Source organism: Barnesiella sp. An22 (genome assembly GCF_963931395.1).
GTDB lineage: Bacteria > Bacteroidota > Bacteroidia > Bacteroidales > Barnesiellaceae > Barnesiella > Barnesiella merdigallinarum.
Genome location: NZ_OZ007014.1, coordinates 2525017 through 2535413, shown reverse-complemented (window position 1 = coordinate 2535413; position 10397 = coordinate 2525017). Strand labels below are relative to the sequence as shown.

Genomic DNA, 10397 nt, shown 5'->3' with positions numbered 1-10397 from the left:
GTTAGTTTGTTTGTCAATAAATTTCTATGATTTTACCATCGCGCTTGATTGTCAGGTAGCCGTCCAGGTTCATGGCTTGCAAAATATCGTCGAGTGTCTCGTTGTTGACGAAGGCCATGTGATAAGGAATGTTTTTGAGTGAGTCGTTCTTGATGACAATGTTGACGTTGAAGTTGCGTTCGAGTTGTTTCGCAATATCTGCCAAGGTCTCGTTCTTGAAATAGTATTTTCCGTCTTTCCACGACGAGTAGTCCGACAGGATAAAACGGCTCTTTTCCAGTTCGTGAGTCGTGCGGTTGTATTGTATCTGTTCGCCGGGAACCATGTTGCAGCGGTTTTCTCCGTCGGTTTTCCTAGGATAATAGAAAGCTACCGAACCGTCGAGCAATGTTATGTCTATGCGATTGTCGTTGCTGTATGATTTCAGGTTGAACTGGGTACCGAGTACCTCGATACTGCTTTCGTGTGACTTGATGATAAAGGGCTTTTCTTTGTTCCTGGCTACGGTGAAATGCCCCTCTCCGGTGAAAAATATCTGGCGGGTGTTCCCTATGAATTCTTCGGGATAGATAATCGTACTACCTGCATTTAGCCATACGGTGGTCTTGTCGGGGAGGGTAATCCGCTTGATGTCTCCGTAGGGAGTACTTTTTTCTATCCATACCATATTGGCCTCTTTCTGACTTTGGTAGAAGAGGTACCCCGAAACGAGGATGAGCGGCAGTATGAGAATGGCGGCAATACGTTGAACCCGGAAGAGCAATCGACTGGCCCAACTTTCCGATTCGTTCTCTTCCGGTTCGTTGTCGAGGAGCAGTTGCTCTTTGAACCGGATAAATGCCTGTTCGGTTTCCTCGGGCGATATCGTTGTAGTCTCCTCCAGCTCTTCCCATAAGGAGAATAACAGCTCTCGGGCTTCTTGGCTTTTGCCGTGAGCCAGGAACCATTGTTCTATTTTATGGCCCACTTCGGGGGTGCATCGGTTGAAGAAGTAGCCGGACAGTTCTTGTTGGGTAGGAATAGAGTTTTCCATGGGTTTGATTTTATATGGTTAATACGGATAAGCATAGATGTACACGTAATGGCCGGGTATATTTTTCTTAAAAAATACCGGAAACCGACTCTCGGAATAATTGATTGCGTGTGTTTATTGAATGAAAAACAGGAACAACCAGAAGAGAAAATCACCTAAATTTTTCTTGATGGTAGCCAATGCCAGACCGATGTGTTTTTCGACGGTTCGTTTCGACAGTCCCAGGGCCTGGGCAATCTCTTCGTTGCTGAGAAATTGTTCTCGGCTCATTTTGAAGATAGTCCTGCGCTGGGGAGGCATCTCTTCCAATGTACGGTTGACGATAGCCTTGATTTCCTTGATATTGTACTCCGAGTCTATTTCGTACTGCAGATTGGGAATATTCGATAGTATGTTTTGTCGGTATCCGAGCAAGTAGTGTTTCTCTCGAAAGAAGTCATATACTTCGTTGTGGACTATGGTGAAGATATAGCTGCTCAGAGAGTATGTCGATTTCAGCTTTTCCCGGTTAGTCCACACTTTCAGAAATACGTTTTGGGCTATCTCCTCGGCTTCGTATGGGTTTTTGATCATGCCCAAGGCGAAACTTTTGACCCGGGGATAGAAGGCTTTGAACAAAATCTCGAAGGCTTTGATTTTCCCAGCTCGAATCTCTTCTATTTGTAGATTGGTAATTTGCATGGAGTAATACTGTCGAGGAACTGCTTGTTTTTTCGACATCAAATTACGGTAAAAAATGATAGAAAAACAATACTTACGAAATGAAAAGATGAGGCTTCGGCAATCTGTAGAGGATTGTAAGTCTTCCCCGGCAAGTTTCGGGAGAAGTATTTCCTTTTGATAGTGTTGGGACTATCTCTTGCGGGCTATATCGGGGACGGATATAGTCTTTTTTATCACTTTTGAATGGCTCGATGGAATATTCTTGGGCGATATTGTTTTTGCAAAGGGAGTTTCGTTCGTCTGCATTCCATTCGAAAAGGTTGGATAGGGCTATAGTGGCTGGCTGTTTCATGGCATTGTCTTTTGTTTAATACGGACAAGAATGCCGTATTACGTAATCGTGACATGCGATTTTTTCTATTCTGAACAAAATCGGAGAGCCGGTTGTATATAGCCTGTGGCTCTCTGTATTTGGATCGAGGGCTTTGGAAAGGAATTGAAAAGTATGTGGCAACGGTATCTATTGTTGGGTTGTAGTCTGTGTGTCGTGGTGTGTGCCTGGTGTGCACAGACCTATTCGGTAAAGGGTCGAGTGGTTTCGCGCGAAACGGGTGAGGGGGTACCCTTCGTGAGTGTGGGTATCTGGAACTCCTCGCGGGGGACGACGACCGACTCGGTGGGCGGCTATCGCATCGGCAATCTGCCGCCGGGGGCTTATCGGGTGCAGGTGTCGTCGGTGGGGTACAAGACCTATGTGTCGCCCGAGTTCCGTATTACTTCGTATGACTATACGCTCGACATTGGGCTGGAGGAGTCGCAGGGGGCTTCGGGCGGACCGGTGGGGATTATCGATGCCGACCTCATTCGCGAGGTCAATTTCTATACGGGGGCTTTCCCGGTGAACCGGGGTAATGCGCTGAGCTCGGTCTTCGACTTCAAGTTGCTCGACGGTACGCCCGACCGTTATACCTTCAAGGGTACGGTGGGGGCGTCGGAGCTGGCGGTGGGCTCGAAGGGGCACATCGGCAGCCGCACTACCTATGTGGTGTCGGTGCGGCAATCTTATCTGCAACTGCTCTTCTCGTTGCTCGACATGCCGTTTTTGCCCCGGTATACCGATGCGCAGTTCAAGATAAAGACCCGTTTCTCGCAGGCGCACGAGCTCACCGTGCTGGGGCTGGGGGCCATTGACGACATGAAGCTGAATACCGAGACCGACCCGGCCGACGAGTCGAAACAGTACCTGCTCAACTACCTGCCGACCATCAAGCAGAACACTTATACGCTGGGGGCAGTCTACAAGCACTATGCGGGAAACCACACTCAGACGGTGGTGTTGAGCCGCAGCTACATGAGCAACAGCAACGTGAAGTATCGCGACAACGACGAGTCGACCGACGAGAACCTGACCTTGCGCCTGAAGTCGGTCGAGACCGAGAACCACCTGCGGCTCGAGAATCGCTCGTTGCTGGGCCCGTTCGACGTGACGGCCGGTCTCAACGCCGACTATGCCGTCTATACCAACCGCACTTTTCAGCGGGCTTTTGCCGAGGTGCCTCGCGAGATTCGCTACTCGACCGACCTGGGGTTGTTCCGCTGGGGGCTTTTTGCCACGGCGGGCTACAAGTCGGCCAACGAGCGGTTCACGGCTTCGCTCGGCTTTCGTCTCGATGCCTGCGACTACTCGTCGTCGATGTCCAATCCTCTTAACCAGTTTTCGCCCCGGCTGGCTCTCTCCTACAATGTGGCGGGTAACATTTACCTGAACGGCAGCATAGGGCGCTACTATCAGTTGCCGGCCTATACGACCATGGGCTATCAGGAGGACGATGTGCTGGTGAACCGCTTGCGGCTCACCTACATCCGTTCCGACCAGGCGGTCGTGGGACTGGAGTATTATATCAACCGGTGGGCCCGCCTTACGGTCGAGGGCTTTTACAAGAAGTATACCCACTCGCCGCTTTCGCTCACCGACAGCATCCCGCTGGCCTGCAAGGGTACCGACTACGGTGTTTCGGGCAACGAGGCGGCCGCCTCGACCGCTCGGGGGCGGGCCTATGGCGTGGAGGTGATGCTTCGCTGGTTGGGGCTGGGACGCTTCACGGCCCTGGCTTCGTACACCTGGTACCGCAGCCAGTTTCAGAATCCCGCTACGGGGCGTTACCTGCCCTCGGCCTGGGACTACCGGCACCTCTTCACGCTATCGGGTACCTATAAACTGCCCAAGAACTGGGATATTGGCATGAAGGTGAGGCTGATGGGCGGAGCTCCCTATACACCTTACGACGAATATGTCTCGTCGCTCATCCCGGCCTGGGATGCCACGGCCCGGCCCTATTACGATTACAGCCGCTACAATACGGGGCGGCTCAAGACCTTCTACGAGGTAGACCTGCGGGTAGACAAGTCGTTCTATTTCAAAGGGGTGATGCTGGGATTCTATATCGATTTGCAGAATGTACTCAACTTCAAGTACGACAATCAGCCGCTCCTGATCAGTACGGGCGAAACCTATGTCGACGACAACGGCACGGAGCGTTACCGCACGAAGTATATCGCCCAGCAGAGCGGAACCATATTGCCTACCTTGGGCATTACGGTGGAGTTCTGACTATTTGCGGGGACGCTTGATGCGGCGGTTTTTGTAGATGGTATCGGTTATCTTCTCGTCGAACGAGATGCCGGCATACTGCATGAACCGTACCCGGATGGGCAGGTAGTAGAGGGCCTGTTTCACGGAGTCGTCGAGAGCGGCCGAGCGTAATCGGGCGGCATCCTTTTCGGTTGTAACGATGTATTTTTTCGTTCCTTTCATCGACTCGAACCGTTGGGCTATATGAGCCAGGTCGCTGCTCGAGAAGTCGTGGTGGTCGGGGTATTGCAGCTCCTCTTGCGGGGCATGGTATCGAGCCAGATATTGCAGCATGGGCCGCGGGTTGGCTATGCCGGTGAGGACCATCAGTCCGGCCGTAGCGGGCAGATCTTTCAGAGTCAGTTCGCGAGCCGGGGCCTTCTCGGGGAATACCGCCTGCAACTTGCCGTAGTCGAGTGTGGTGAAGTAGAGGTGCTGATAGGGGAAGAGGTGCAGCCACCGCGAGATGATGTTGTATTCGATGGGCTTCATGTCGGCGGGGCATTTGGTCACAATCACGATGTCGGCCCGCGAAAGTTCGTGGCGCGACTCGCGCAGCCGACCGGCCGGCAACAGTTTGTCGAGGTGTAGGGCCCGGTTGTAGTCGGTGAGCACAATCGAGGCCAGCGGCGATACATAGCGGTGCTGGAAAGCATCGTCGAGCAGAATCACGTCGAGGTCGGGTTGCAGCTCTTTCAGTCGCTTGATACCGCGTCGGCGATTGGCATCGACGGCTACCGCGATGCCGGGGAATTTCCGTTTTATCTGGTAAGGCTCGTCGCCTATTTCGCGGGCGGTCGACGAGGCGTCGGCCAGTACGAAGCCCCGGCTCTTGCGTTTGTAGCCCCGGCTGAGTACGGCCACCCGGTATTTGGGTTGCAGCAATTCGATTAAATACTCGATATGGGGAGTCTTGCCGGTGCCACCCACCGCCAGATTCCCCACGGATATGACAGGAATGTCGAACTCTTCGACCGGGAGAATACCCCAGTCGAAGAGTTTGTTCCTGAGACCGACCCCGAAGCCGTACAACCAGCTGAGCGGGATGAGCCAACGATTTATTTTAATCGATTTGCCATACATGAGAATCGGTATCAATAGAGTTCAATATCTTCCATACGATACTGTATGGGGTCGATATTCTTGCATTGTTCCAGAGCTTGTATATACTTGTAGTTTTCACCCAGGTACGAGGCGGCTATGCGCGTCCGCACGTTGGAGTTGAGTTCCGAGAGCAACTGCTCCATGGCCGTCTTTTGAGCCGGGTAGGCGTTGGTCTTGTATTTGTCGAGGTTGGCCTTTTGGGCAGCCCAGGCAATGGCTGCATCGAGGTCGCCCAACTCGTCGACCAATCCTATCTTGAGGGCCGTCTGTCCGTCCCAAACCCGACCTTCGGCAATCTTCTTGATGGCCTCGAGATTCATGCCGCGGCCCTCGGCACAACGCGAGGTGAAGAGTTCGTAGCCTCGTTCGATGTAGCGTTGCATCTGGTTGCGCTCGTCGGGGGTCATGGCACGGTTGAAGGCACCGAAGTTGCCGTAGCGGTTGGTCTGCACACCGTCGAAGGTGACACCCAGTTTACCGGTAACCAGTCCGCCGAAGTTGGGAATCATGCCGTAGATGCCAATCGAGCCGGTGAGGGTCGTGGGGTTGGCAAAGATGCGGTCGGCGTTGCACGAGATGTAGTATCCGCCCGAGGCAGCCAGGTCGCCCATCGATACGACAACCGGTTTGCCGGCAGCCTTGATCTCTTCGATGGCGGCCCATATCTGTTCCGATCCGTAGGCGCTACCGCCCGGCGAGTTCACCCGCAGTACCACGGCCTTTATGTTTTCGTCCTTTTGTATCTTGGTGAGCTCCTCTACCAGTTCATCCGAGTGGATGCCGGTAGTCGGGTCGAGGTCGATACCGCCCTCGGCATAAACGATGGCGATTTCGTCTTTGGCCTTGTTCTTTTTCTGTTTGATTGTGGCTACCTCGTTGGCCGAAGCAAAGATGAGGTCGTCGTCGGCATCTATCCCCACTTTGTTCTTGAGGAAGCTGTCCATCTGGGGGCGATACATGAGGGTGTCGACCAGTCCTTTGGCCACCAGCGTTTTGGCGTCGACCGTAATCAGCAGCGTGTCGGCCAGGTTGTTCAGTTGCTCGACGGTGAGGTTGCGGTCTTTCGACAGGTTCTCGAGCAGGTGGTTCCAGATGGGGGTCATGTAGGCCATGGTCTGCTCGCGGTTGGCGTCGCTCATCTGGGTGTTGATGTAGGGTTCTACGGCCGATTTGTAGGTACCTACTTTCAATACCTGCATCTCAATGCCCAGTTTGTCGTAGAGACCTTTCAGGAACATCACCTGGCTGGCCAGACCTCTGAAGTCGATGGCTCCCACGGGGTTCAGCATCACGCTGTCGGCAGCGGCGCTCAACAGGTATTCGCGTTGCGAGTAGGTGTCGGCATAGGCATAGACAAACTTGCCGCTCTCTTTGAAGTCGACCAGTGCACGGTGTATGCGGTCGAGGGTAGCGATGCCTACGTTCAAGCCGCCGGCATCGATGTAGATACCGTCGATATTCTTGTTCTCCTTGGCCGTTTCGATGGCTTTGAGTATGTTGTCGAGACCGTTGCTCTTCTGTTGGTTGCCCAGCAAAAGACCCATGATGTCTTCCTGGCTGCGTTCGGTCACGCTCCCCAGGTCGAGCTTCAGGATGGTATGCGGTTGGGGAGTATATGTCGTTTCGGTCGTAGCCACCATACCGGTGAGTGCTGCAATCGAAAGGAACATCAGCAAGATGCCTGCAATCAATACGCCCAGCACACAGGCGAAGGTTGTAGTGAAAAATTTTTTCATTGTCTTATCGCTTTGTTTAATGTTTTTGTTTCATTCGATTTGACAAAGATAAACTCTTTTTCGGAAGAAAAAGCTCATGAGTCGTTTATCTTCGTCGTTTATTCTATGCAAACATAGATATAAAAATTGAATTTGCAAAGAAAATCAATAAAAAATTATCGTTTTTCGATAAAAATAAATTCTCTTTTTACTCTTCCGGTTGGGTAAAGAATTATTTTTCGGTTCTGTAATGCTTATATATTAGTTTGATAATCAATGTTATGAGCCTGCTTCCTTCCGGCTTATCGCTTGCACAGCAACTTGAAGTCGCAATATTGGCAGTGCGACTCTTCGGTCGTCTGGGTGAAGGGGCGGTCGAGGTCGAAGATTTCGTCGAGGCAGGCCGTGAGGCACCGGTCGAACTCCTCTTCTACGCGAGCGAAGTCGGTGAACAGATCCTTCTCGTAGCGGATGTTCCATTCGAATTTGTCGAACAGGTTGCGTATGATGTAGATGGCCGGGTAGATGGGCGAGGCCGGCCGATAGTTCATCTTGTACAGTTTGCAGTAGAGCAGCACCTGCAGGATGGCTTTACGGCGTTCGGTGGCCGAGCTGTCGAAGAGCTCTTCGACCGATTTGAAGTCGAGCCGCTCCTTGCCGGTCTTGTAGTCGACGATGCGGATGCGGCCGTTGCACTCGTCCACCCGGTCGATGAACCCCTTCAGTTGCACGGCGCGTTGGCCGCTGATGGGAGCTTCGCCCGTGATGCGCAACTCGGAAGCCCGGTAGACAAACGGGGTGAGCGAGCGGTCCTTCTCGAGGGTCTTGTCGATGAGCTTGAGAATGATTTCGCCCGTGAGGTAGTCGTATCCGGTGAGCGGCCGGGGGTGTTGCGGTGTTTTGTAGTAGTCGCGGGCAAAGCACTCCTCGAGGTAGTGGGTGAGCAGCGGCTTGTCTTTGCGGATGGCGTCGATGTGGTCGGCCGTGACGGTCACCTGCTCGCGGTCGCCCTCGATGCGTTCGTAGATGCGTTGCATCATGCCGTGGTAGATGCTGCCGAAGGTACCGCTGTCGACACTCTCGGCCACCTCGTCGGGACGTTCGAGTCCCTCGATATATTGCAGGTAGAACTGCAAGGGGCAGTTCAGGTAGCGGTTGATGGCACTGGCCGAGAGGGCACTGTCGCCGCCCGATAGGAAGGCCGCCAGCTTGCGGTCGATGCCGTAGCGGTGCTTGTCGACCGTGATGGTCGTGGGTGAGAAGGTGGCGATGTCGCAGTTGATCTGAATCTCCTGGATGGGCAGGCGATAGTGGTATTTCAGCTGATAGACATAGCGGCTCACCTCGCCGCTCTTGAGGCCGTCGGTACGGCTGTCGTAGAGCAGGAATACCCGTTTGGCCCGGCTTATCATGCGGTAGAAGTAGTAGGCATAGATGCTGTCCTGATGCTCGGTGGTTGCCATGCCGAATCCCCGCCGCAGGTTATAGGGGATGAAAGAGGGGGCCACCTTCTTTACGGGGAAGATGCCTTCGTTCATCGACAGGATGATGAGGTTCTCGAAGTCGAGAGCTCGTGTCTCGAGCACACCCATCACCTGCAATCCCGAGAGCGGTTCGCCCCGGAAGGGAATCGAAATCGAGGCCGCCATCTTGCCCAGCAGGCGGAAGAAGGTGTCGACCCCCATGGCGATACGTTGCTCGGTCATCACGTCGCGCAACCGCTTGATGGTGATGTAGTAGTGATACATGAACTCCCGCTCCACGGCCGAAAATCCTACGGGCGAGTTCTCCTCGTCGGTCGCCTCGGCCGGTTCGTCGGCAGCGGTATCCTGTTGCAGATATTCGAGCAGGCGGGTCAGGTAGTCGGCTGCCTCGTCGGCCGTAGCCGGGATGCGGAACAGCAGCTCGACCAACGGGTGACGGCCCAGCTCGTCGGGCGAAACGAAAGCCCGGTTGTTGCCGTTGATGAAGGCGGTGATGCGTTGCCCTTCGTCGCCCAGACGGGCGGCGATGAAGCGGTGCCCCAGCAGTTGCTTCACGTCGATGTGGTAGAAACGCGGTTCGCCCTTCGAGAAGCGCACGTGCCGCTGCATCTGGAATATCGAATCCATGAGAGCCGCCACGGTCGTGTGTTGCAACGTGTATCCCATGGTGATGTTGACCGTCGAGATTTCGGGCGGTATGGAGTAGAGCATGGGTAGCAGCAACTCCTCGTCGGGGAGGACGATGGCCGTGTCGATGGCCCGCTCGGGCGACAGCTGCTTTTCGTCGATGAGCCGTTGCAGAATGTCGGTCGCCTGCTTGGCTTGCCCCACGGCCGACGGCACCGAGATGAGCTCGATGCGGGGCACCTGCTCGATGCGCTCGTCGAGGTCGATTTTCGAGGGGAATCGCCGTTTGTTGTCGTTGAGGAAGAAGGCCGCCTTGTTGTACGGGTCGTGCAGGGTAGGGGCATAGTAGTCCCAATAGAAATCGCCCAGCCCCGTGTCGCGCAGATACTCCATGAATACCCGTTCGGCCTCGGTGATGGCGTTGAATCCCACGAAAACCACCTGCGTATAGGGCAGGTCGAGCGTCTCCTTGCGGCGGCAACGCTCGGCCACGTCGCGGAAAATCATCCCCTCGTAGGCCTTGTTCTGGCTGGCCAGGTCGTCTCGCAGTCGGGTGTAGAGGTCGAAAAGAATCTGCCACAACTGGATGAACTGCTGCTTGTTCTCGCTTTCGGTCGAGGGGAAGAAGAGGTGCCCCCAGAAGCGTTTGATGATGGCAATCTGTTCGTCGGTGAGGTAAAACTCGTCGATTTCTTTCAGGTCGTGGATGTTGGTATAGAGCTGTCGGGCATCGACCATGTACTTGTCCACGTCGTCGAAGTCGCCCAGCAGCATGTCGCCCCAAAAGACAAAGTTGTCGAAGGTCTCGTCGCTCTGCCGCAGCTCGATGTACCGTTTGTAGAGCATCACCAGCAGGCTGATGCGGTCGATGGTCGTGTAGGGCGAGAGCTCGGCCATGAGGTCGTTGATGGTCGTTACCCGGGGCGAGAATAGCGGTTTGCCTGCCACCTCGGCCAGATACTTCTGGAAGAAGATGCCGCTCCGCCGGTTGGGAAAGACGAAGGCCAGTTGCGAAATGTCGTGCCCGTAACGCTCGTAGAAGGCTTGGGCTATGCGGTATAGAAAAGGAGTCATAAGGGAAAGTGCGATTTACGCTTACAAGTTTACGGCTTTTTATCCAGATTCCGAAATCTGGGCGG

6 protein-coding genes are annotated in these 10397 nt (G+C 54.1%); 1 reads left to right on the top strand and 5 read right to left on the bottom strand.

Annotated elements, in window-relative coordinates; genetic code table 11:
- Window positions 1–13: 13 nt before the first annotated feature.
- Both ABGT88_RS10545 and ABGT88_RS10540 read right to left on the bottom strand, forming a co-directional pair.
- A complete protein-coding gene (locus tag ABGT88_RS10545) occupies window positions 14–1033 on the bottom strand; it encodes a FecR family protein (protein WP_087408572.1) in 1020 nt (339 codons plus the stop codon).
- A gap of 114 nt (window positions 1034–1147) precedes the next feature.
- On the bottom strand, window positions 1148–1714 hold the full coding sequence (locus ABGT88_RS10540; protein WP_346702007.1) for an RNA polymerase sigma-70 factor: 567 nt from the start codon (window positions 1712–1714) through the stop codon (window positions 1148–1150).
- 487 nt (window positions 1715–2201) lie between these two features.
- Here ABGT88_RS10540 and ABGT88_RS10535 point away from each other — a divergent pair, with 487 nt between their 5' ends.
- On the top strand, window positions 2202–4307 hold the full coding sequence (locus tag ABGT88_RS10535) for a TonB-dependent receptor (RefSeq protein WP_346702005.1): 2106 nt from the start codon (window positions 2202–2204) through the stop codon (window positions 4305–4307).
- Here the strand turns inward: ABGT88_RS10535 and lpxK are convergent, their stop codons facing one another.
- The 3 genes from lpxK to ABGT88_RS10520 form a co-directional block, all read right to left on the bottom strand.
- Window positions 4308–5426 (bottom strand): tetraacyldisaccharide 4'-kinase, encoded by a 1119-nt coding sequence (lpxK, locus tag ABGT88_RS10530; RefSeq protein ID WP_346702003.1) that lies wholly within the window; start codon window positions 5424–5426, stop codon window positions 4308–4310.
- Entirely contained in the window at window positions 5423–7168 is a 1746-nt protein-coding gene (gene sppA / locus ABGT88_RS10525; RefSeq protein WP_346702001.1) for a signal peptide peptidase SppA, read from the bottom strand. Before sppA ends, lpxK begins: the two co-directional genes overlap by 4 nt.
- Before the next feature lie 281 nt (window positions 7169–7449).
- Window positions 7450–10332 (bottom strand): PD-(D/E)XK nuclease family protein, encoded by a 2883-nt coding sequence (locus tag ABGT88_RS10520; protein WP_346701999.1) that lies wholly within the window; start codon window positions 10330–10332, stop codon window positions 7450–7452.
- Window positions 10333–10397: the final 65 nt, after the last annotated feature.